Origin of the sequence: Rhodococcus sp. 852002-51564_SCH6189132-a, assembly GCF_001665495.1 — a bacterium.
Taxonomy (GTDB): Bacteria; Actinomycetota; Actinomycetes; order Mycobacteriales; family Mycobacteriaceae; genus Rhodococcus; species Rhodococcus pyridinivorans.
This window is the reverse complement of record NZ_LZMJ01000023.1, coordinates 1-21,909: the sequence shown is the minus strand read 5'-3', so window position 1 is coordinate 21,909 and position 21,909 is coordinate 1. Positions and strand designations below refer to the sequence as shown.

Below are 21,909 nucleotides of genomic sequence, written 5' to 3'. Positions count from 1 at the left end.
TCGTGCGCGGTGACGAACGCGATCTCGGCGAGCGGTCCGCGCCCCGCCGCGTGGGCCAAATAGCCCATGTGTACGATGCAAAAAATCTTGATTCAACCGACCGGATCTAGTTGCGCTCGTGCCGCTGTCCGGGCCACTCAGGGAGGTGTGCTGACATGCTGGCTGCAGCCCCACAGGGCTTCCTTAGCGTGACTATGAACATGGGACTCAAGGACGTCGATGACGACTTCGCCGTCGTTGTCTCTGAGGTACCCGCCCGATCGGCGGCGGTGTTCACGCGTTCGCGTTTCGCGGGCCCAAGCGTAGTGCTCAGCCGTGACTCGGCACCCCTTCAGCGCAGCCGTGGCATGGTCGTGCTCTCACGCAATGCCAACGTGGCGACCGGCCAAGCCGGGGCCGCACACGCCGCCGAGGTACGCCGCAGGGTTGCCGAGGCCGTGGGGATCGCCCCCGAAGAACTTGTCATCGGCTCCACTGGCGTGATCGGCCGACCGTACCCCATGGAGAGTATTCGGGCGGGTTTGTCCACCCTGGCCTGGCCGTTCCCCGAGGCGGACTACATCGCGGCCGCCAAGGCAATCATGACGACCGATACCCGGCATAAGTGTTTCACCGTCTCCTGCGGTGACTCGGTGCTTACCGGCATCGCTAAGGGGGTGGGCATGATCGAGCCGAACATGGCCACCCTGCTGACCTTCTTCTTCACTGACGCGGACATCCCCGCCCCCGAACTCGACGCTCTCTTCCGGCGCGTGATGGACAAGACTTTCAACGCGCTGAGCATCGATACGGACACCTCGACGAGCGATACCGCGGCGATCTTCGCCAATGGTCTTGCGGGCCCTGTCGACCTGGAAGCATTCGAGCAGGCGCTGTACGAGTGCGCCCTCCACCTCGTACGCGATATTGCCTCGGATGGCGAAGGCGCGACCAAACTCCTTGAGGTCCATGTCACTGGGGCCCGTGACGACGCCCAGGCCAAGCGGGTCGGTAAGAGCGTTGTCAACTCTCCTCTGGTCAAGGCGGCCGTCCATGGCGCCGACCCGAACTGGGGCCGAATTGCGATGGCCATCGGCAAGCTCCACGACGAGGAAGACATCGAGCCGCACCGAGTCCGCATCCAGTTCGCCGATCTCGTTATGCATCCCGAAGAACCTAGCGACGCACTGCTGGAAGACGCCAGCCAGTACCTCACGGGCAACGAAGTGGTCATCCGAATCGATCTCGGGATTGCCGACGGAACATTCACCGTCTATGGCTGCGACCTCACCGAGGGATACGTGAAAATCAACGCCGACTACACAACCTGAACTCGGGCTCGGGCTCGGGCTCGGGCTCGGGCTCGGGCTCGGGCTCGGAAGAGTCTTATCGGAGTTTGCGCGGACGCTGGCCGTGCTAACCGCCATGGGACTCGTTGGTGCCGGGAGCCAAAGAACGAGGATATGAACGGACACGGATAGGGAGCTATAGGTGTCGTCTGTCGGCAGGCTCAAGGCCACCGCAATGGCCCCCGGCCCCTGAGAAGGTTCTCCGCACGGGGCCCGACGATAGCTGAAGGCAGCGTTGAGGATCCGGCAAGCACGATCGTGATCCCATACTGAATCTCTCAGCGACGACGTCTCGATGGGCTTGCGTGTCAATCAGTGAACCCCGCTCGGACTGCAGCGCACGACTACGACCCTAGAGCCCACCCTTGGTGGTGCTGGCCGATCAGACTCCGCCGGATGCCAAGACCGGAGCGCTGTCCGCACAGCAGCAGGCGCCCTCGGAACACCCACCAACCTGACATATGAAGGAGTTCACCGTGACTCAGCGAGTCCGCGCGGACACCGTCGGGAAAGCCCTGGAAGATCACGGTGACTTGTACGCTGGCTTCCAGACCGTCGCGCTCGCCGCACCGCACGCGCCTGCGGTGATCAGGCACGACGGGACGACTTCGTCATATGAAGCGTTGCTCGACGCGGTGGACGCCGCGGCCGAGCGCCTGACGGCGGAGCTTCACCACGGTGATGTACTAGGTCTCGCGGTCGAAGACCCATTCACCTTCGTCGCCCTCTATTTGGCCGCCGCAAAGCTGAACGTGGTGACAGTTCTCCTGGACAGTCAACTCTCCGCCCAGGAGAGGGAGCACAGCGCCGCCAAGTACGACCTGGGCATGCTGGCCGTGGATCATGGTCGGCTGGGCCGTCCCGGTTCCTTTCTGTTGGAGCCGGTTCCTGACGCGGACCTGCACCGCGCCAGGAGCGGCTACGCACCCGAGGACTTCGTGGTGCACTGCACGTCCGGCTCGACGGGCAAACCCAAGGGCATTGTGATGAGCCAGGAGGCCATCACGGCCCGGATCCGCCTGTGGGGCAGCGAATTGGATTTGACCCACGCAGACGTGGTTCTATGCGCGCTGCCGTTGTCCCATTGTCACGGCATTGACGTCCTAACGCTGCCGACGCTGCTGAGTGGTGCGACGGTGGTCTTTGCTCAGGGTAGTCAGCTGACGGGCAGGGGACTGGCTCGGTGTATCGAGACGCATGGCATTACGGTGATGAGCGGGCTTCCGGTCATGTACCAGATGCTCACCGCGGCCCGCGGTGTGCCCGCGATGGCGCTGCGCACACTTCGGCTGGCCATCTCTGGTAGCGCACCGCTGAGGGAAAGCACCCAGAAGAAGTTCCTGGAACAGTACGGACTGCCCTTGCGCCAGGTGTACGGTCTGTCCGAAATCGCCATCATCTGTTTCGACAAGGCGTACGTCGGCAACGGTTCCATCGGCCTGCCCATTGCCGGCGTTGAGTATCGGCTGGAGTCAGTGTCAGACGACGATGCCGAGTCCGACCACGTTCACGAGCTCTACGTACGTGGGCCCGGACTCGCTCGCGGCTACTACCGTGACCCCGATGCCACCGCGGAGATGTTCGAGGATGGCTGGCTGAGAACACGTGACCTCGTCCTGGTGGAACCCGACGGCTGGTACATACTTGGCCGGCAATCGACCTTCATCAACGTAGCCGGGAACAAGGTCGGGCCGCTTGAGGTCGAGGCAGCACTGCGTCAGTGCTCCGGGGTACTGGATTGCGCGGTGGTCGGGGTCACGGACTCCAGAAGCACCGAACAGATCGCCGCCCTGCTCGTCACCGGACAGAGGTTCGACCTCAGCACCGTGCGGCGGCAGCTCGGCGAACTGCTGCTCTCCTACCAGCTTCCGCAGCGGTACGAGATCGCGGCGGCGTTGCCACGGACGCCGCTCGGCAAAACCGACTACGCCGCAGTGAGGCAGCGCATGCACACCGATTACGGGGAGGGCAAGTGACCAGTGATGTGAGCGAAGAGGTGCTCATCCGCAACGCCCATGCCCGGCTCGACGATGTTGCGAGTGGCCTGCACGCCGCGCTGGCGGCCAGGTCGGCCATGGAGCATGAGCAAGCGACGGGCACCGTGTTCGCGCTTCTCAAGGAGACTCGCGCTACGACGATGCTTATCCCGTCGGCCTGGGGGGGCCGCGGAGCATCAGCGGCCGACGCGGTGCGCTTCCAGGTCGCGCTCGGATCAATGGCTCCCTCCGCAGCCATCGCCACGACCATGCATCATTACAAGATTGCCGCGCTCGGTCAGGTGGCAACCTCCGGAGACGAGCGCGCCCAGACGATCCTCAGGGACATCGCCCGCGGCGCCAAACTCATTGCCTCCGGTGGTGCGGAGTCGACCCCCGGCCGGGATCTGCGAAACCTGAGAAGCCAAGCGGTACGCGACGCCGACGGCTATCGCGTCACAGGTATGAAGCAGCCCTGCTCCCTCTCCACCAGTATGGACCTGATGTCGCTAATGGTCGAGCTGTGCACTTCCGATGGCTCGCCAGACGGGTACGCCCAGGCGTTTGTGGACGCCCGCGCAGAGGGGGTTGAACGCGAACCGTTCTGGCACAGCCCGGTATTCCTCGCGGCGGAGAGCCACGCCGTGCGCCTGTGCGACGTCCCGGTGCCACAGGAGCAGGTCTTCCCGCTCCGCGGCGAGACCGGCGGGCGCTTCGCCACCGACTGCTACATCTGGTTCCAGCTGCTGATCAGCGCCTCATATCTCGGCATCGCCTGCTGTCTGGCAGAGGCCACACCGCGGGACCGGCGGGTTGGCTCGCGCGGCTGGACCGAGGCGGCGGCAGGGATCCGCCATCTCGAAGCTAGCCTGCTCGATGCGGCACGCGCGGTCGACGCCGGCGCACCCGCCAGGGAGCAACTCAACCTTGCGGTACAGGCGCGCGACTGGGTCGAGGACGAGATAGGTGCCATCGGCGTCCAACTGCTGCGGGCAGCGGGTGGCGGAACCTTCGCCCGCACCGGCTTCTACACCATGATTGCCGGCGGGCTGAATGCGATCGCGTTCCACCCGCCGCAGCGCGGCGCACGTGAGGGCGTCGGCCTGGAACTACTGGACCCGGACGTGAAGGACCGCGATTAATCATGTACACCAGAGAACATTTCAGCCTTCCCCTGCCGGCCATGCGTGACTTCGTACGGGCAAAGTCGTTCGGGGTCCTCGCCACATACCACGACGGCGAGGTCTTAACCTCGCCCCTCCCCGTCGACCTGCGCGGTGCCGCAGACGACGAGCTGTTCGTCGCCGGACATGTCGCCCGGGCCAATGAGATGGCGGCGGCCTTCGGGGCAAAGGCCCCTGCCACGATCACCGTTCTTGGTCCGGACACCTACGTACCCGCTGAGTGGTTCGGTACCCGCAGCCGCATCCCGACCTGGTTGTACTGCGCCGTGGAGATGAGCGGTCGTCTCGAGCTCAGCGATGCCGACCGGATGCGCGATGACGTCGAGGCATTGATCGCTCGACTCCAGAAACGCACAATCGAGGACTCGACCTGGACACTCGACGAGATACCGGCGCACCTGACTGACGAATACCTGAAGAACATCGTTGGCTTCCGCCTGCGCGATCTCCGGTTCAAGTCGTGCTTCCGGCTGAACCAGCGCAAGGGCGGCATGGAAAGCCTGGCCGCCGCGCTGGAGGCCGGTGACGACAGCGCCCGCCTGGAGCTGGCAAGGCTGGTTCTTGAGCCCCCGACCTCCGCACCCGAATGTCCGGCCTCTTGAGCGAACAGGACGGTCTCAGCCGCCTGCTCACGCTCAACCTCAGTGACCGAACTGCCATCGAGTGGCGCGGCCGCCAGCTGACCTATTGCGAACTCGCCGCAGCCGTCGACGAGCTCTCGCGCACACTCGGGGAGCGCGGTGCGACGCGGAGCAACGTGCTGGTGCTTGGCCCGCTGTGCCCGGCCTATGTCGTCGGACTGCTGGCGACTCTTCGCAGCGGCGCAGTCCCGGTGCCAGTCGATGCCGGTATGTCCGTCGAGCAGTACGCTTGGGCCGAGGGCATCGCCCAGCCGTCGACAGTCCTGACCAGCGATGTCTCTACGGTGGCGCAGTATCAAGGAACCAGCGGCGCGGACGAGTTGGTGCTCGACGCTGTGACTGGCCGAGTCGTCCTAGACATCGCGTCCCGGCGCAGGTCCAAAATCATCCGGCGCTACCCTGTGCCCGACGTTGGCTACCTCATCCCGACGTCAGGATCGACGGGTGCCCCGAAGGCGATCGTGGGCAGCCGCACCGGTCTTCATGGATTCCTGTCGTGGTTCGTGGCGGAATTCGGGCTCGATCGCGGAGATGTCTGCGCTGCTGTCACCCGCGTGAACTTCGATCCGTCGCTGCGCGAACTTCTGGCCGTGCTGGCCGTCGGCGGCAAGCTGAGCCTGCCCGAGGTCGACGCCCAGCTAGACTTCCAGGCGCTCGCTGACCACCTAATAACGAGCAAGGCCACGATCGCCTTCCTCGTTCCCTCGCTCTCGCGGCGGATCGCGGACGTTCTGAGTACCGAATCCGCGCGACTCGACCATCTGAGACTGGGGTTCTTCGCCGGCGAGGTGCTTCCGCCACGGGTGGTTGAACAGTGGACCGCACTCGCCCCAGATGCCGAGTTCGTGAATCTATACGGGATGACCGAAGGAACCCTGGCACAACTGTTTAAGCGCGACATTCGCGGGGTCGGCGACAGCCGATTGCCGGGCATGCCGGTTGGGCGCCCCCGTCCGGGGGTGTCTGTGACCATCGACCAGCCGGACAGCGCCGGGCGCGGCGAAGTGCTCATCGCCTCTTCAACGCCGGCCCTGGGGACCCTTATTGACGGCCCCGGACCGGAGCCCGGCACGTTCCACGTCGAGCCGATGGCGGCGACCCTCCGGACCGGTGACAGTGGATTCCTCACCGAACAGAGTGAGTTGGTGATCTCGGGCAGGCTTGGCAACGATCTGAAGGTGTCCGGTAGGCGTGTCTCCTTTCACAGGTTCGTGGACGAGGTAGAGGAGGTTCCCGGCGTACGGCAGTGCGTGGTGGTGGATTGGCAGGGCCCACAGGCCTTCATCTCCGTTGCAGAGCCCGCTGACGCGCAACAGAACGTGCTGCGCGCGGCCGTGCACGGGATCGCGCAGCGTCTGGGTCTGCCCCGGCCAGCCGTCCATGTACGGGGGGACCTGCCGCTGTTGCGCAGCGGTAAGGTCGACCGGGTCACCCTGGCCTCGTCCGTCGCCGACACCCCGAACTTCGCCGACACCACAGCATGCCCGGACGCCGGTGTCGCCGAGACCATGCGCGGGTTCCTAGGCCTCGATTCCGATACCACGTCCTTCGTCGACGCGGGCCTCACGTCGTTGGATATGATCCAGTTCATCCTGGAGGTCAACAAGCGTTTCCGGGTGAACCTTTCGGTCCAGGATTGCTTTGGCCACCGCGACGTCGCCTCCCTTGCACGGGTGATTGAGCGCGCGACCGTGCCGACCGCGCCCGCGACAACTCCCTCCGCTGCCCGCGATTACATCCCCGGCGAGTCCGACACATATCCGCTGTCGACCCGGCAACAGGCGTACATGGCAATCTGCATGACAGACGGAAACGCCAACTGGTGCAACATCTCCCGGGAGATACGGATCGAGCGGACCGTAATCCCGGCCGAGGCGGCGGCCGCCGTCGATGCGCTCATCGCCCGCCACGACGCACTCAGACTTTCGCTCACGGCGGACTGGACACGGCAGATCCATACTGAGGCCTCCGACCTGAGCTGTCCCATCACGGTCCACGATGGGACCGGAGTCGAGGGCACCACCGATGTGGCCCACCGTGCACGGGTCCAGCAGGCGCGTGTCCTGGCCGTGTCAGAACTACTCGACCCTTCCATCGCGCCGCCCTTCAGAGTCGTCCTGGTCCAGGGCAGCGGCACGACCTCCCTCCTCGTCGTCGCGCACCACCTTTTTATCGATGGGTTGAGTTTGGATCTGATCGCCACCGAACTGCGTTCCCTACTGCTGGGACAGCCGATCGGCGACGCGCCACCGTCCCACGGCTATCGCGACTACTGCCTGGCGACCGAGCGAGTCCCGGAGGCATACACGCCCGACGCCCTATATTGGCGCGATCTCCTCAAGGGCGCCGCTCAGGTAGAACTTCCGGAGACGAGCGGCGAAGATGCGCGCGTCGGTGTGCTGGTTTCACGGCCGTTCGGGGTCACCGGTACCAGAGCCGCCAACCGGCTCGCGGCGGCGAGCGGAGTCTCAGTCTTCTCAGTCGTACTGGCCGCCTTCGAGATGGCCGTCTCCCGGACCTTCGGGCTCGGTCCGCTCACCGTCGTTGTCCCCGTCCAGGTACGGCAAGGGATGGGTGCCGCGAGCGCAGGGATGTTCACGAGTCAACTCGTCGTCCGCAGCAAGGGATTGACTTCGTTGCCGGACAGCGCGCGGGAGTTCGCCCGTCAGCTGGAAGCGGGTACAACGAAGAGCTCGTGGGAATTCGACCAGCGGGTCACGGAGCTCGGCCTCGTTGATGCGGACTGCTTCCCCCTCTCGACCGTGCTGTTCAACCAGCACCCCCGGCAGCGCGGCCTGCGTGTCCGCGAGCTCGGGGAGTGGCAGCCGCGGTCGCTGGGGCGGGCGCTGCGGTACCAGCTGCAGGGCGAACTGCAGGTATCGGCGGCGGAGATGGTGTTGACCTACTACTACCGACGGGGGATTGCCATGGAGAGGGCAAATGTGATCGACCGGCTCCACGCGAGCGTTCTGGCGACACTGTGCGAAATGGGAGGGACTCTGCGTGCGGAATGAAATCATCACGCCCACCGATCGCGAGGCACAGCTCCTCGTGCACCGGGCCGGCCGGACACCGGTATACACCTACAGCCGGGCAGCCCTGCGCGATGCCGTCGAGCGGGTCCGCGCGGCATCGGTTCTGGGGGCGGACATCTACTACTCGCTCAAGGCTAATCCATATGCCGGGGTCGTGAACGCGCTATCGACGCTGGTTGACGGTTTCGACGTCTGTTCACTGGCGGAGATGGAGACTGCACTGAACGCCGGAATGCCGCCGGATAAGGTGCTGTTCACCGGTCCCGCAAAGTCGCGCGAGGAGGCAGCTGCGGCACTAGCAGCACAGGTCGCGGTGACCGTCGAATCACCAAGGCAGGCCCGCCTGTTCGTCGAGACAGCGGTTGAACTCGGTGTGAATGGGCGCACCGTCGTCCGACTGAACACGCCCTACCCGGGCCGGACTCCGGCCGCCGCCCCGTACCCGAACCAGTTCGGGGTATCGCAGGATGACGTCGCCGAAGTAATGGATATCCTGCGTGCTTCGTCACTGTCGGTTGCCGGTCTGCAGCTTTTCTGGGGCTCGCAGTACTCTGATGCCGACGTCATCCTGGCCGCGCGGAAAGCTATGACGGAACAAGCTAGAGCGTGCGCAGACCAGTTCGGTCTGGAGCTTGACCTTGTGTCGATCGGTGGCGGCATCGCGATGCCGTGGTGTGACGCCGACCCTGCTGTCGACTGGGCGGGACTCAAGGCGGCCAACCTCGATCCCGGCCTGCCGAACGGCAACGACCCGCTACCCCTCGTATGTGAGTACGGTAGATCGATCGTCGGTCCGGCTGGCAGCCTGCTGACAACCGTGCTCGACACCAAGAGCATCGGTGACCGCAGGTACGTCCTGGTCGACGCCGGGATGAACCACGTACTCATCGCAAGCCGACTGGTGGCCGGAGCTGGCCGGGGCGAGCCCCGGGTCCGGGTTGTGGGTGCACAGGAACGCGCAATTACTAGCCGTGCCTGTGTCACGGGTCCCCTGTGCTCGCAGCTCGACATGCTCGCTGAAGACATTCAACTGCCCGAAGTGGAAACCGGTGACCTACTCCTGTTCTCGGGTCTGGGCGCCTATGGGCCGACGTTCAGCCCCAGCGGCTTCCTGAGCCGCGACAAAGTAAGAGAGATCATCTTCTGATGATGCGCGACACTACGACAACGGCAACCGCGGCCTATCCGTCGCACGAGCCGCTGAGCCCGATCCAACGCGCCTACCTGGTCGGAGGCCAGGACGGTCTGGAACTCAGCGGGCCCGCACGGTACTACCTTGGCTGCGACCTCAACACGGAACGGGTTGCAGAGATTGGCACCCAACTACGCCGACTGGTTCGGTCCAACGACATCCTCCGCGTCAGCGCCGCCTCCGACCTGTCCCTGTCGACTCTGCCCGCCGACGTCGCTCGGGACATCGACGTCGACGTCCGCTGGGTCGACGATGCAGACTTCGACGCGGCGAACGACGCGGTCCGCCGGGAATACTCGTCCGATACGTTCGCATTCGGCGATTGGCCGCAGTTCGAGATCACCGCGGTGCGCTCACCGCACCGAGCCCGGCTGCACCTGGTCTACGCCTTGTGGCTGATGGACGCGGCGTCGCTCGCCGTGTTCCTCACCGAGCTGGTCTCGCATCGCGACGACGCCGGGGACGCGGTCGGCCAGGATCGCACCGCGGACATTCCGCCCATTCGGTTACGAGCACTCAACCATCCCCGACGCGACCGCTCCGTACGCGATGAACGGTTCTGGCGCGACAGGGCGACGGCACTTCCCGATCCGGCGGAACTGCCGCTGCGGCCCGAGTGGCGGCACGCCGGCCTAAACGTGACCCACCGTATGGTCACTATCAACTCGGCGACCGCAGGAAAGATCAACAAGCTGGCGAGCGCCCATGCGATCACCCCCTCGATGGTTTATCTCGCGGCCTATGGTGTCGTCCTCGGGCAGCTCGGTGGAGGACTAGCCCACACAGTCACAGTGCTGCACTCGCAGCAAACCGGGACCTTGACCCCCAATTCCCTCGGTAACCGCGGCAACACCATGCCACTGGCAATCCCCGCGACGACAGGGCAGAGTTTCGTCGAGATCGCCCGAGTCGTGCAGGGCCGCTACCTCAGCCAGGCCATGCACGCCTCGCTCAGCGGTACGGAGATTGCGCGGCTCGCCAACCCCGCCGCCGACCTGCGTCGGCTCGCCCATCCCTTTGCCTTCACGGCACTGGAGGTCGATGGCCTGGGCGAAGTCGCCCTGGGGCTGCGACGTCGCTGGGACGAAGTCCAGCTGCGGGTGCCGCAGGTGCTGATGGACCATCAGGTGATCAGGGATTCCGACGGCAGCGTCCGGCTGGGTTTCGACTGGCGGACGGACGCCTTCGACATCGGTTTCGCAGAGGAATTCGTGGCGCGGTGCGCGAATTTCGTCCGGGAACTCGCCGAGTCCGACGAGCGCTGGACACGCCCGCCGAGCACGTACCCTCGTGCCCACACCGGTAAAGCCTCGGCGCAACACTCGACCGAGACGCTCCACGACCGTGTATTGCGGTGCGCGGCTGCCGCGCCCAAGGCACCCGCAGTACACGATGCGCAGGGGACCCTGAGCTATGCCGAACTGGTGGGACGGGCCCGCGCGGTTGCAAGGCTGCTGCTCGACGCCGGTGCGCGGACCGGCGACCGGGTCGCCGTCCACCTGCCTCGTGGACGAGGCCAGGTCATCGCCATCCTCGGCAGCCTCCTCGCCGGCTGTGTGTACATCCCGCTTGACTACGGCACGCCGGAGGGCCGCCTCGACAGCATTGCGCGGCGTGGTGCTGTGCGGTTCGTGTTCACCGACGGGCAGCAGTCCGCCCGTAAACTCTGGACACGCAGCGGGGTCTACCCGCTGCAGCTGCCCGTCGGCGCGCCCCCACTTTCGGACCGACAGGCAGCTTCCACCCCAAGTCCCCCTAGTCCCACCGCCTACATCATCTTCACCTCAGGCTCGACCGGTGAACCGAAGGGCGTAGTGATTTCACACGCCGGGGCCATCAACACGATCGACGCAGTGAACGATGAGTTTGGTGTCACAGAGACGGACCGGGTGCTCTCGGTCTCCTCGATCGGCTTCGACCTTTCCGTGTACGACGTCTTCGGACCGCTTCTTCGCGGCGGATCCGTGGTGATGCTCACGGAGGAGAGCGCCAAGAACCCCGCGGAGTGGGTCAAACTCATCGAACGGCACGGGGTGACGCTCTGGAACTCTGCCCCAGCATTGGCTTCCCTGCTGGAAGAAGAGGGGAGCGCCACACCGTCGGTGCGGGCCTTCTTGCTGAGCGGCGACTGGATTCCGCTGACGCTGCCAGGGGCGCTGCGACGACTGGCGCCTGGTTCGGAGGTCATCAGCCTGGGCGGCGCGACCGAGGGCTCCATCTGGTCCATCTTCCACCGCGTTAACGAGGCGGACTGCACGGGCCGTTCCATCCCCTACGGCAAGGCCCTGCCTGGCCAGGACATCCTTGTCCTCGACGCCGAGCGAAACGTGTGTCCGGACTGGCAGATCGGTGAGATCTATATCGCCGGAGCCGGAGTGGCCGACGGCTACGCAAACGACCAGTCGAAGACCGAGGCAGCGTTCCTCGACGACCCGGCGTTCGGACGGATCTACCGAACCGGTGACCGCGGCCGCCGCCATCCCGGTGGAGTCGTCGAGTTCCTGGGACGCACAGACAACCAGATCAAACTGAACGGGCACCGGGTGGAACTGGGAGAGATCGAGCACCTCATCGAGAACACTTCTGGCATCCGCCGCTGTGTCGTGTGTGTCCGGGGCAGCGGCCGCCGCAAGCAGGTCGTCGCTTACGTCACGCTCGCCGCGGACGTCTCGGACACCTGGCGGCAGGACGTGAATGCGGTGCTCAAGAACGCCCTGCCGTCCTACATGATTCCTGATGCGCTGGTCGAGCTGAACGAGATCCCGCTGAACGGCAACGGCAAGCTGGACCGCCGACGGCTGGAGTCGCTGCCGTTTCAGGAGACTCCGGCGCGCGAGGCATCCCCCGCACGGCAACAGGACCTCCACAGCCACGAGGTCGCCCGCTGCTGGCAGGACGTGCTGGGCGAAGCTCCGAGCAAGGGGAGTTTCTTCGAGGCCGGCGGCGGATCGTACGATGCGATCCGGCTACTCTCGCTGCTACGAAGCAGGTTCGGTTACGAAGTGTCGTTCGGTGACTTCATGGCTGACCCGACGGCCCCGGGCCTGGCCGCGCTCTGCCGCCGGACACGCACATCGGACACCCGCGGGGTCTGGACGCACAAGCCGCGCTCCAGCGCCACCCCCCGGCTCCGGCTGGTCCTCTTCCCACCCGTAGGAGGTGGCGTGTCCTGCTACACCGACCTGATCCAGGAACTCGGGGGAGACATTGATGTACACGTCATCGGACTCGACGCGCCACTGGTCGATGGCGACGACGGCCGCGCGAACCTCACCGGACTCGCCCGACGCTGTCTCCAGGAACTGCCCGAGCAAACCCTGTTAGACGGTGTGCCGCTCGTCTTCGCCGGGTGGTCGTTCGGCGGATCCTTGGCCTACGAGGCCGCCCGGGTCTGCGACTCGACCGTGGCACGCGTGGTGGTGGTCGACACCCCTGTCTCCGAGGCGGCCCGCCGCGGTGGCGGCGGTGTCGACGAACTGTCACTCAACGGGTTCCTCAGGGACATCCATGAGACCAGCGGCGTACGGATCGATGCCGAGCAGGCAGCGACGGACCCGGCGCTCAGCACCAGGTTCGAGGTTTACCGGCAGAACATGACGTTGCTGCGCGATTGGACTCCGTGCCCCTCGCCAGTGCCGCTTGTGGAGTTCCGAGCCGCCGTGGATCCCGCCGAGCCAGACGCTGCCGCTTGGGGCCGGATCGCTCGCCGAGAAGAAGCCTCGGCGCTGGCCGGCGGACACTTCAGCGTGTTTGGCGGCGACAACACCCAGCGGATCAGAGATGCGATCGAAGGAGTGAAGAGCGATGACTGGCTCTGATGTACGCGCCGCGATCTTCGCGGAGTTGGAGTCCCACGGATGCCCGCCACTTGAAGAGGCCGAGCCCGACCTGGATCTGATCAGCCGCGGCGTCAATTCAGCGACCCTGATTCAGGTCCTGTCCGCACTCGAGGACCGGTTCGACATCGATTTCGAGATGGAGCCCCTGTTCTCCGGGCCCATGACGGTGACCCGCTTGGAGGCGGAGATCATGCGCATCACCAGGATTCCCTGACAGGCCAGCTGACCAGAGCCATACCACGTCTGGACTGGCGTGCGGTCCGAGACCTGTGCCGTCGGCGTACAGCTTGCGTCAGCGCGGCAACCCACAGAAGGAACCACCTATGTCTGAAAACAACGGATACCAGCCGCTGACCCCGTCCGGTATGGGCGCGGTTCTTACTTGGAACCCGGGAAGCTCCGTCGAGGATCTGGCCAAGCGGGCCAGACGGGCCGCACTGGAGAGCGGGTGCGCCCTGGTCCGGGGCGTCGAGCTGGACGAGGACGGTTTCAAGCTCCTCGTGCGCTCGCTCGGCGACACGGTCGACCACAAGTTCGGCGAGGGCCAGGCTGATCTACTCAAACTCAACGCCTCCCGCGACGAGGGGAAGGTGGTGACGGGACGCGGCCCTCTGCCCATCCACACGGACGGACTGCTGGTGGGCGAGCGTGTCGACCTAATCATTCTGTACGCGGCCGAGTTCTCCGATATTCCGGGCTCCGGTGCGACCTATGTCAGCGATCAACTGACCGCCTGGGAAGAGATGCCAGTACACCTTCGCCGGGTGCTAGACGAGCACGAGATCGAGTACCTGGTGAAGGAGCGTGGCTACTTTCCCACCGTTCCCGAGGACTGGTACACGATCCCGACAACCCGCGACTATGGCCGCGTGAAGTCTCTGAACCTTGCGACCGCCTTCCCCCTAGACGTCGCCCAGCGCTCCTGGGAGATCCGGGTCAAGGGCATGGACCAGGAGCGCTCCGACCGGTTCTTCGAAGAACTCGACACCTTCCTGCGCTCGGAACGTTATACCTACATACACTCCTGGCAGGTGGCAGACCTGCTGATCATCGACAACCAGCGGACGCTGCACGGCCGTACCGCCATCAGCGAGGGCGGCACCCGTGTCCTGTTCCGGGGACAGTTGACCCTGTCCGGCGCCCCCTAGTGTCTCGGTACCGAGGGGCCCTCGAATTCCCGATCCGGTTTCCGTCTGTTCCCTCCCTCCGCCCTGCAAGTTGACTCAATCGCAAGACAGTTCAGATCCCCCGCACGACGCTTGATACCCGTTGTCTTCGTACAGGAGCCCTCATATGCTCAAGCCCCGACAGCCTGTGCCAACCCTCGATGTCCCTCTGGTCGGCGGCAGCCGGTGGGCCCTTGCAGACCAACACCCTGAGAACTTCAGCCTGGTGGTCTTCTACCGGGGCGTGCACTGTCCCATGTGCCGCTCTCATGTGACGGAACTCGACAGCCTCATGGACAAGTTCGCTGAGGTCGGAGTGACCTCAGTGGTGGCGGTGAGCGGGGATGACGAGGGCCGCGCTAAGCGGGCCGTCGAGGAATGGGATATCACCCGCGTGCCGATCGGCTACGGGCTTAGTATCGAATCGATGCGGGAGTGGGGCCTGCACGTCTCGAAGGCCATCAAGGAGGGCCAGCCAAACGAGTTCAGTGAGCCGGGCCTATTCATCATCCGACCGGACGGCACCCTGTACGCGGCGGTTCAGACCACGATGCCGTTCCTCCGACCGCACCTCGACGAGGTCGTTGAGACGATCCGCTGGATTAACGACAACAACTACCCTGCCCGAGGCGAATTGTGAGCCGCAGTGAGCAGGCGCTGGCCGCCGTCGCCCGCTCCGCAATCACGCCCAGGGAGCTTCGGGAGAAGCTGCTCGCTTGGGACGCTCCCATCGACCTCATTGATATCCATGAACACCACGAACGGGAGATCGTCAACGTCCCCGGTGCTCGCATGGTGTCCCAGGGCGCGTGACGGCAAGACCGGTGTCCATACGCGCGCGGTCCTGGGCGTGGCACGGCAGGCCCGTTCGCCGATGCCGTCCATCTTGAGGGCGGCGTCATCGCCTGGATGAGGCAAATCGACCCAGCCCGCTGGAGTACTGAGCCACAGGGGCAGTTACGCCCCCTTGATTCTCTACGAACAGATCACTTTGTCCGCTAGTTGCATGAGGAGGAATTATGTCGACGACTGAAGTCGGGACGACGAGCATGAAGTGCGAGATCCTGTCAGGAGGGGTTGCCCTGGTAGAGTTCTCGCAGGCACACGAGCAAAACCCGTTCAGTCGGGCGCGCATGCGCGAGCTGACCCAGCTGATGCTGGATCTCGACGGTAACGACGAAGTGCGGTGTGTCGTCCTGTACGGCGGGGCGGGCCGGTCCTTCGGCGCTGGCGGTGACTTCAACGAGGTCTCGGAGTTCTCCGGCGGCGACGAGGTCGATGCATGGATCGACGACATCACAGACCTCTACAGCACCATCGCCGGGATATCCAAGCCCGTGGTGGCCGCCATCGACGGCTTCGCGATCGGTGTCGGTCTGCAGATCGCGCTCTGCTGCGATCTGCGCATTGGGAGCAGCGTATCGAAGCTCGTGATGCCGGAGTTCAAGGTTGGCATCGCCTGCAACTTCGGCGGCTACATGCTGGAGACGGTGGTCGGCCGCAGTGTGATGCAGGACATGCTCTACACGTGTGCCGAATGGCCCGCTGACCGAGCCCTCGCAGACCGACTTCTGCACGAAGTGACGGCCCCCGAAGAGCTCTTGGACCGTGCCGTGGAGCACGGCCGACGCATCGCCCGCTACACCGTGGCCGCGGTCCAGTCGACCCGAGCGCGAGTCAACGGCCCGTATGTCCAAGGCCTTCGACGGGTGCGCGAAGAGGGCAAGCGGTCCCACCGCACCGCCTTCTCCGCAGGCGAAGCGCAGCAGCGTATGCGCCGCATCATCGGAAAGGGCTGACCATGCCTCCCGTCAGTAGATGGTGCGTCGTCACCAACACGTCCGCCCCGGCCCTGAACCACCTAGCACAGCACGCCGACCTCGGCGACCTGCAGGTCTACTATCGGGGCCCCGGAGGGGCGGTTCTCCCCGACAACCCGCCGTTCGTACTCGACGTGGGCACCCTGTCAGTACACTCTGACAGCCAAGCCGCTATGACGTCCTCCGCGATCCGTATCGATCCGGATGCCGTCACGGTGCGCATCTCCGCGCTCAACGAAAACCCGGTCTACTACGCAGTCAACCGGATGAAGGGCTTGTTCGCCTACTTCACGGATCTGATACTCGCGCCGCTCGTGCTGCCCGCTCTCGGGATGCCCGTCGAGTTCACCGGCGGCTCCACTGGGTATGAGCGTGGCACGCTGCTGCGCGAAGTGAACCGGCTGCAGCACAGTATCGTGTCGCGGACCCGGTATACCGGCGGTTACTGGCTCATGGATGTCGGCGAGGAGTACGACCTGCTCGGGGACTTCTACAATCCGCACCGGAACGATCCGCTAGCCGCGGGCGAAGCCCAACTCGAGGCCCTGACCGCGGAAATCAATCGCATCGATGCGACCACTCCCGCGGGTACCAGCTACGCCACCCTACTGTCGGGCGGCATCGATTCGGGGACGGTGACCTATCTCGCGGCCACTGCCGGACTGTCTGTCTCTCCATACAGCGTAGGAACTCCCTGGGGTGACGAACTCACCGATGCCGCCGAACTCTGTGCAGAGCTCGGGATCGACCTCGTGCCTGTCCACCTGACTGAAGATCAGATCATCTCGTCGATTCCGGAAACCATCCGGTGGCTGGGCATCGCTGACCCCGAGGTCGTTGAAGTCGCGCTGACTGCCACAGCAGTGCAGCGGCTCGGTGCCATCCCTGCAGACGAGGTCTTGCTGACCGGCTACGGCAGCGATCTGATCAACGCTGGTCTCTATCGCCCCTTCGACCACCGTGGTGATCTGATCGAACAGGTCTTGTCGTCTGTCGACAGCACACGCCGCAGTAACGAGCTTTCAAACCGGATGCCGCTCGCGTATGGCACCACCACCCATCATCCCTTCTGGTCATGGCCCGTGATGTGTGTGGCGTTGGAGACCGCACCCGAGTGCAAAGTCCGAGAGGGCCGGGAAAAGTACCACCTCCGTACCGCGATGAGCCGTCGCGTTTCCGAACCCATCGCCTGGCGAAAGAAGGTCGCCGTACACCACGGTGGAGGCCTCCAAGGCGGCGTGATGAGCCGACTAGAGAAGGAAACGGGCACGCCCGACCGACACGCGGTATACCTGGCCTGTTTCGCCGAACTCCTACACCGGGCCGCGGATGGGGAGTTAGAGCCCTCGGACCCTTGGTCTCTCTTCGAGCGAGCCCTACGCCGCGTGGCGCTTACTGACAGCGCCGCGCGGCTGGCCGCGCCGCGAGCCGCAGCAGGCTGAAAAGGCCTGCTACCCGTTACTTTTCAGGGGACGGGACAGTTTTGCCCAGCTTTTTTGCCGTTGTCCGGATGGATCGGCCGGAATCTCGGGTGCATCCGCCAGGGGCTACGCCGTCGCCCCTGGCGGATGTTAACGGCCAAGTTGATGTGAATCTGGCGCGCTTTCGTTTTGCGCTGTGAGACGCCGTGATTCGAGTGGAGGCGAGAGGCCTTCACTGTTGGCCTGGTCGTAGCAGGTCGGTGGAGCTGAGGGCAGCCCGGGATCCGGGTGGTGCTGGAGAAGGCGGGAGCAGTCCTGACAACGCAGGGATATGGCATGTACTGCCAGATAGTGCGGATGCGGCAAGCGAAATATGGAGGAGTGATGCGGCTCAGCGAAGGTGCTCGCTTGTGCTCAACGAAAGTGCCCACTTGTGGGCGTGTTCACTGTAGCGGTTGCCGGGTCCCGGTGGTGGCCTGACGGAGCTTTTCCGCCCGGGCATGGTGATCACGTAGACGGTAGGAATCCCCGTCGAGATTGAGTACCACCGAACGATGCAGGAGCCGGTCGAGCATCGCCGCCGCGACGGTCGTGTCACCGAGCACCTCACCCCACTCACCGACACCCCGGTTCGTGGTGATCACGATCGACGTCTTCAGATACCGTTGCGCGACAACCTGAAACAACGCAGATGCGGCCTCACCCGGCAACGGGAGATAGCCGAGCTCGTCGATCACCAACAGCGTCGGACCGGCATAGAACCGCATCGTCGTCGCCCACCTCCCCTCGATCGCCGCCCGGTGACAGCGGGCCGCCAGATCCGCGGCGGTGGTGAAATAGGTGCGGTAACCGGCATGCGCCGCAGCCCGCGCCAAACCCACCGACAGATGGGTCTTTCCGACCCCTGGCGGCCCGATCAGCAGCACGTTCGTCGCGGTTTCCAGGAACCGGCAGGAGCCCAGCTCGGCGATCAACGCCCGATCCAGACCGGGCGCGGCGTCGAAATCGAAATCGTCGAGTGAGGCCGGGGTCGGCAGGCACGCGAACCGCAACCGCCCCGCCAGCCGGCGGGCTTCGGTGGCATCGACCTCGATCGAGAGCAATTGTTCGAGGGTCGCGGTCATCGACAGGCCCTGTTTCTGCGCCCGGTCGAGCACCGAGGGCAACGCTTCGGCGGCGTCGTGCAGCTTCAGCGTCGCCAGGTGACCCCGCAGCCGCTGATAGACACTCGCTGCCGCGACGGTGGTGGCGTCGGGGTTGGGGGTCATGACAGGGTGTTCCTTCCGCGGGCGGCACGCTCGTAGGCGGCCAGATCGATGACCGGCGAGGCCGGAGAGGTCGACGGTGAATGAGACTCAGTAGTGTTGGTGCGCAATGCTTCTGCCGCAGCACGAGCGTCCGCGCCGGGTGGGATGCGTTCCTTGCGGCGGTGCGGCCGGCCTCCGGCCGCGGCACCGGCCAGTGCGGCCTGTTCGAGGGCGTGGACGTGTCCGTGATCGCGCACGATGACCCCGGCCCCGTCCGGAGCCAGCCGGTGGCGGGCGACGGTGATCTGCGAGGCGGTGACGATGTCGATCACCTCGTCACCGAGCCTGCGGGTGACGTGCACCTGCGCTGCCGCCAGTTCCGGGGGCACCGAGTAGCGGTTGCCGCGGTAGGCCACCAACGCTTGCCGGGAGACGGTCCGCGGTTCGCTGATGACCACCGGATACGGGCTGCTCGGCATCGGCGCCAGGGATTCGCGGGCGGCGACGGTCAGCACCGAGGCTTTACCGTCGGCGGTGGCGCGCATCCGGGCATCGGCGCGCAGGGTGCAGAACTTGTCCACGCTCGCCTGCGCCTGCTCGACCGTCAACTCGTCAGCCACGGACCTCCACCACCGCTGTGCTGCAGTGTGATTGGCCTTCTCGACGACACCTTTGCGGTTGCCGGACCGTGGCGGGCAGATCGCCGGCACGACACCGTAGTACTTGGCGACGCCGGCGAATGAGGCGGTGACCGTCCCGGACTCGGGGTGGCAGACCGTGGCCATCCGATCGAACCGCCAGGTGCGGGTCAGGCCGCCGAGTTTGCGGCAGATCCGGTCCAGGCCGTCGATCAGATGCGGCTGGGTCATTGCCGGGGCGAGCACGCCACGCCACCGGCCGGAGTGCGCGAGCGAGCCGACCAGCAGGTAGGCGGTCTTGCCCCACCCCCAGGCGGCGGGTGGGTTCGGTAGTTCGACCCAGTCCCATTGGGTTTCCTCGCCGGGTGGGTGCTCGATGATCGCGTTCGGCCGGTCGGTCGCGCAGGCGCAGGACTCGCAGACGGGCCGGAGCTTTCGTTGTCGGATCTGGCGGGTCAGCGTCTGATACGAGGCGGTGTAGCCGAGGTCCTCGAGTTCGTCGCACAAGGTCCGCGCCCACAGATGCGGATCCTCGGCCAGGCGGGCTGTCACATAGTCGACGAACGGCTCGAACGGGTCGGCGCCGGCGCGTTTACGCACGCCGGGGGTGGTGGTGCCGTTCAGGTAGTTGCGGATGGTGCGCCGGTTTCGGCCGGTGTGCCGGGCGATCGCCGCGATCGTCCAGCCTCGTTTGTGCAGTGCGTGGATCTCCACGTCTTCCTCCCATGTCAACATGAGAAAGCGGGTCTCCTTCGAGTAGCCGGTGCGTGGTCAGAGACCACCAGCATCGAAGGAGACCCGCCCTCATCGGCGGAGCCACACGGGTGAGCACTTTCGGTGAGCAGGACTGAGCAGGATCAATGAGCGCCATCAGGAGTGCGCGAGGAACCAGCGTCGTTACGTCCCTCAATGCGCCACCTGCTCGAACCTGGCGGATCTGGACAGGCCGCGGGGCGTGCTACCGAGATCGGTGGGAACTCCTGGGCGGTTTATTGAAGCCGGCCGGAAGGTCACGAGTAACATCTACGATGTTCTCGTGGCACTGCCTCAAGACACAGTTGGGCTCTTACTTCATCGAGCGAATCACAGTGAACACGGGAACTACCCGTCACGGCTCCCGGCTTTGTGGGCAGTCGGTTCATCGAGGCGGGATAGATGCATCGCCCGTCGAGGGCCCCCCCGCGGGCGCCCGAGTAGTCCGAGGCCGGGAAAGCCGGTCACATGACGAAGGGCGCAGCGGTTCGAGATGTCGGAAACTGTAATTGCAATTACAGATGTTTCGGTAATTGAGTGAGTGGGGACTATGGAAAGTCCGGTGTGGTTGAGGAAACCGAGGCCCAGGTCGTAGCTCGAGCTGATCCGGGTCAGGCGGTTCTCGGTCGGGTGCGGACTTCGTCGAGGGTACCGGAACACAGGTGGGTCAGTTCGGTGGATTTCATGTTCCCTCAGACCTGTTCGATCGGATTGAGTTCGGGCGCATACGCCGGGAGGCGTTCGACGCGGAACCAGTTGCTTTGGGTCGCCAGCCAGGCGGTCATGCCCCGGGACCGGTGGGCCATGACCCGTCCCAGAGCGCGATGAGCTTCTAACCGGCGAAACGGCGGCGGACTACCGTGAGACACCGGTCCTCGCTGAGACCGGAACCAGATAGCCGAGCCTCCACCGAACTCGGGGCGATTCAGGGCATGTCTGATAAAAGCCGCGTCCTACGAATGCGTGGAACGGGGAATACTGGACGCTCACGTCGAACACGCCGTCGTATCAAGCTGGGACTGTGTGGGTCCGCAGGTCGGTAGGGTCCGATCATGAGCCTCGAAAGCAACTGGCAACGCCTGTATGACTGGTGCGTGAAGGAGGCGCCCGTGACAGCTTCTGCCATCTCCCCTCCGGCAGAGGTATCCGTGCTCGTCACAGCAGAAACGGCGACCGGACGCCAGTGGCCGACAGAGCTCCGCACATGGTTCGGTCTCCACAACGGCACCAATGAGGGAAAACCCTTTGCACAGATCCTGCCCTCGTTCGAGCCGCTTTCCCTGGATCGGGTGTCATCTGCATGGACATCGATGACGACCACCTGGGCGGACATGACCCAAGACCTCGGCGGAAGTGCGCTCCTCGACGAACCGGCAGGCACGATCTCGTTCACCTACTTGCCTGCCTATATCCCGATCGCTCAGAACGATCAAGGGGACCTCCTCGTCGTCGACACGCGTGCCGGGGAAGAGAGCGGGTGTGTACGGGACTTCGCCGGCGAAGATGCCGATCAGAGCATGATGATGTGGTCCTCGATCGATGCGCTTATCGACGAGGTGGCCTCCGCGGTACAACACAGTGAACCGTGCTTCGGGTGGATGCCGGTGGTCAACGACGGGACGCTGGACTGGGAATTGTCGTGATCATCCCCGGTAGATAGCCTCCGACG

17 protein-coding genes are annotated in these 21,909 nt (G+C 64.9%); 14 read left to right on the top strand and 3 right to left on the bottom strand.

Going from position 1 to position 21,909, the window contains the following annotated elements:
- Positions 1 to 155: 155 nt before the first annotated feature.
- The 13 genes from argJ to A5767_RS04615 all read left to right on the top strand — a co-directional run bounded on the left by argJ (position 156) and on the right by A5767_RS04615 (position 17,623).
- Positions 156 to 1,310, top strand: coding sequence for a bifunctional glutamate N-acetyltransferase/amino-acid acetyltransferase ArgJ (gene argJ / locus A5767_RS04670; protein WP_064851788.1), 1,155 nt, complete (start codon positions 156 to 158; stop codon positions 1,308 to 1,310).
- A gap of 479 nt (positions 1,311 to 1,789) precedes the next feature.
- Positions 1,790 to 3,304 carry a class I adenylate-forming enzyme family protein gene (locus tag A5767_RS04665; RefSeq protein ID WP_064851787.1) on the top strand — a complete coding sequence of 505 codons (1,515 nt, stop codon included), beginning with the start codon at positions 1,790 to 1,792 and terminating at the stop codon, positions 3,302 to 3,304.
- Positions 3,301 to 4,446, top strand: a complete 1,146-nt coding sequence (locus tag A5767_RS04660) for an acyl-CoA dehydrogenase family protein (protein ID WP_064851786.1) — start codon at positions 3,301 to 3,303, stop codon at positions 4,444 to 4,446. Before A5767_RS04665 ends, A5767_RS04660 begins: the two co-directional genes overlap by 4 nt.
- A 2-nt stretch (positions 4,447 to 4,448) precedes the next feature.
- Positions 4,449 to 5,090, top strand: a complete 642-nt coding sequence (locus tag A5767_RS04655) for an FMN-binding negative transcriptional regulator (protein WP_059384735.1) — start codon at positions 4,449 to 4,451, stop codon at positions 5,088 to 5,090.
- The gene (locus A5767_RS04650; protein WP_162232235.1) at positions 5,087 to 8,143 is read left to right on the top strand and encodes an AMP-binding protein; all 3,057 of its coding nucleotides are present in this window, start codon (positions 5,087 to 5,089) and stop codon (positions 8,141 to 8,143) included. Before A5767_RS04655 ends, A5767_RS04650 begins: the two co-directional genes overlap by 4 nt.
- On the top strand, positions 8,133 to 9,311 hold the full coding sequence (locus A5767_RS04645) for an alanine racemase (RefSeq protein WP_064851785.1): 1,179 nt from the start codon (positions 8,133 to 8,135) through the stop codon (positions 9,309 to 9,311). The genes A5767_RS04650 and A5767_RS04645 overlap by 11 nt, the downstream gene beginning before the upstream one ends.
- The gene (locus tag A5767_RS04640; protein WP_064851784.1) at positions 9,311 to 13,174 is read left to right on the top strand and encodes a non-ribosomal peptide synthetase; all 3,864 of its coding nucleotides are present in this window, start codon (positions 9,311 to 9,313) and stop codon (positions 13,172 to 13,174) included. Before A5767_RS04645 ends, A5767_RS04640 begins: the two co-directional genes overlap by 1 nt.
- Complete coding sequence (locus A5767_RS04635) at positions 13,161 to 13,409, top strand: acyl carrier protein (protein WP_059384739.1); 249 nt, start codon at positions 13,161 to 13,163, stop codon at positions 13,407 to 13,409. The genes A5767_RS04640 and A5767_RS04635 overlap by 14 nt, the downstream gene beginning before the upstream one ends.
- Before the next feature lie 109 nt (positions 13,410 to 13,518).
- The gene (locus tag A5767_RS04630; RefSeq protein ID WP_064851783.1) at positions 13,519 to 14,343 is read left to right on the top strand and encodes a TauD/TfdA dioxygenase family protein; all 825 of its coding nucleotides are present in this window, start codon (positions 13,519 to 13,521) and stop codon (positions 14,341 to 14,343) included.
- A gap of 145 nt (positions 14,344 to 14,488) precedes the next feature.
- A complete protein-coding gene (locus A5767_RS04625; RefSeq protein WP_059384741.1) occupies positions 14,489 to 15,001 on the top strand; it encodes a peroxiredoxin-like family protein in 513 nt (170 codons plus the stop codon).
- Positions 14,998 to 15,174: a hypothetical protein gene (locus tag A5767_RS22985; protein ID WP_155418987.1), complete on the top strand. Its 177-nt coding sequence runs from the start codon at positions 14,998 to 15,000 to the stop codon at positions 15,172 to 15,174. The genes A5767_RS04625 and A5767_RS22985 overlap by 4 nt, the downstream gene beginning before the upstream one ends.
- Before the next feature lie 206 nt (positions 15,175 to 15,380).
- A complete protein-coding gene (locus A5767_RS04620) occupies positions 15,381 to 16,160 on the top strand; it encodes an enoyl-CoA hydratase/isomerase family protein (RefSeq protein ID WP_059384742.1) in 780 nt (259 codons plus the stop codon).
- Positions 16,161 to 16,162: 2 nt separating this feature from the next.
- Positions 16,163 to 17,623 (top strand): asparagine synthase C-terminal domain-containing protein, encoded by a 1,461-nt coding sequence (locus A5767_RS04615; RefSeq protein WP_059384743.1) that lies wholly within the window; start codon positions 16,163 to 16,165, stop codon positions 17,621 to 17,623.
- A gap of 422 nt (positions 17,624 to 18,045) precedes the next feature.
- Here the strand turns inward: A5767_RS04615 and istB are convergent, their stop codons facing one another.
- The 3 genes from istB to A5767_RS23990 form a co-directional block, all read right to left on the bottom strand.
- Positions 18,046 to 18,870 (bottom strand): IS21-like element helper ATPase IstB, encoded by an 825-nt coding sequence (gene istB / locus A5767_RS04610; protein ID WP_064851782.1) that lies wholly within the window; start codon positions 18,868 to 18,870, stop codon positions 18,046 to 18,048.
- Complete coding sequence (locus A5767_RS04605; protein WP_064851781.1) at positions 18,867 to 20,222, bottom strand: Mu transposase domain-containing protein; 1,356 nt, start codon at positions 20,220 to 20,222, stop codon at positions 18,867 to 18,869. Before A5767_RS04605 ends, istB begins: the two co-directional genes overlap by 4 nt.
- A 710-nt stretch (positions 20,223 to 20,932) precedes the next feature.
- The gene (locus A5767_RS23990; RefSeq protein WP_156665120.1) at positions 20,933 to 21,046 is read right to left on the bottom strand and encodes a transposase; all 114 of its coding nucleotides are present in this window, start codon (positions 21,044 to 21,046) and stop codon (positions 20,933 to 20,935) included.
- Between the two features lie 246 nt (positions 21,047 to 21,292).
- Here A5767_RS23990 and A5767_RS22440 point away from each other — a divergent pair, with 246 nt between their 5' ends.
- On the top strand, positions 21,293 to 21,883 hold the full coding sequence (locus tag A5767_RS22440) for an SMI1/KNR4 family protein (RefSeq protein ID WP_080968204.1): 591 nt from the start codon (positions 21,293 to 21,295) through the stop codon (positions 21,881 to 21,883).
- The last annotated feature ends 26 nt before the right edge of the window (positions 21,884 to 21,909 follow it).

Coding starts and splice junctions, on each gene's coding strand:
- argJ (WP_064851788.1), top strand. CDS start 156: ATGCTGGCTGCAGCCCCACAGGGCTTCCTTAGCGTGACTATGAACATG.
- A5767_RS04665 (WP_064851787.1), top strand. CDS start 1,790: ATGAAGGAGTTCACCGTGACTCAGCGAGTCCGCGCGGACACCGTCGGG.
- A5767_RS04655 (WP_059384735.1), top strand. CDS start 4,449: ATGTACACCAGAGAACATTTCAGCCTTCCCCTGCCGGCCATGCGTGAC.
- A5767_RS04640 (WP_064851784.1), top strand. CDS start 9,311: ATGATGCGCGACACTACGACAACGGCAACCGCGGCCTATCCGTCGCAC.
- A5767_RS04635 (WP_059384739.1), top strand. CDS start 13,161: ATGACTGGCTCTGATGTACGCGCCGCGATCTTCGCGGAGTTGGAGTCC.
- A5767_RS04630 (WP_064851783.1), top strand. CDS start 13,519: ATGTCTGAAAACAACGGATACCAGCCGCTGACCCCGTCCGGTATGGGC.
- A5767_RS04625 (WP_059384741.1), top strand. CDS start 14,489: ATGCTCAAGCCCCGACAGCCTGTGCCAACCCTCGATGTCCCTCTGGTC.
- A5767_RS04620 (WP_059384742.1), top strand. CDS start 15,381: ATGTCGACGACTGAAGTCGGGACGACGAGCATGAAGTGCGAGATCCTG.
- A5767_RS04615 (WP_059384743.1), top strand. CDS start 16,163: ATGCCTCCCGTCAGTAGATGGTGCGTCGTCACCAACACGTCCGCCCCG.
- istB (WP_064851782.1), bottom strand. CDS start 18,870: ATGACCCCCAACCCCGACGCCACCACCGTCGCGGCAGCGAGTGTCTAT.
- A5767_RS04605 (WP_064851781.1), bottom strand. CDS start 20,222: ATGTTGACATGGGAGGAAGACGTGGAGATCCACGCACTGCACAAACGA.
- A5767_RS23990 (WP_156665120.1), bottom strand. CDS start 21,046: ATGGCCCACCGGTCCCGGGGCATGACCGCCTGGCTGGCGACCCAAAGC.
- A5767_RS22440 (WP_080968204.1), top strand. CDS start 21,293: ATGAGCCTCGAAAGCAACTGGCAACGCCTGTATGACTGGTGCGTGAAG.